The sequence below is a fragment of the Aquirufa beregesia genome, assembly GCF_011090385.1.
Taxonomy (GTDB): Bacteria; Bacteroidota; Bacteroidia; order Cytophagales; family Spirosomataceae; genus Aquirufa; species Aquirufa beregesia.
Genome location: NZ_SEWW01000067.1, coordinates 1 through 239, shown reverse-complemented (window position 1 = coordinate 239; position 239 = coordinate 1). Strand labels below are relative to the sequence as shown.

At 45.2% G+C, this 239-nt stretch carries 1 tRNA gene; it reads left to right on the top strand.

Annotation, left to right across the window (positions count from 1 at the left end):
• The first annotated feature begins 52 nt into the window (after positions 1 to 52).
• Positions 53 to 126 (top strand) — tRNA-Ala (locus EWU23_RS13925).
• Positions 127 to 239 lie beyond the last annotated feature (113 nt).

Sequence of the window (239 nt, the reverse complement as noted above, 5' to 3'; positions counted from 1 at the left end):
GCCCACCAACAAAATTCATGTTGGGGCAAGCTGGAGATGAAAGCCAATAAACGGGGGATTAGCTCAGCTGGCTAGAGCACCTGCCTTGCACGCAGGGGGTCAACGGTTCGAATCCGTTATTCTCCACACTGTTGAATAACAGAGATTAATAGCAGGGGTCAACGGAATTGCATTCTGCGTTGAATCCTTTATTGTCCACTTAGAGTAAAAACATTAAGCGAACGAGTTTAATGAAAACA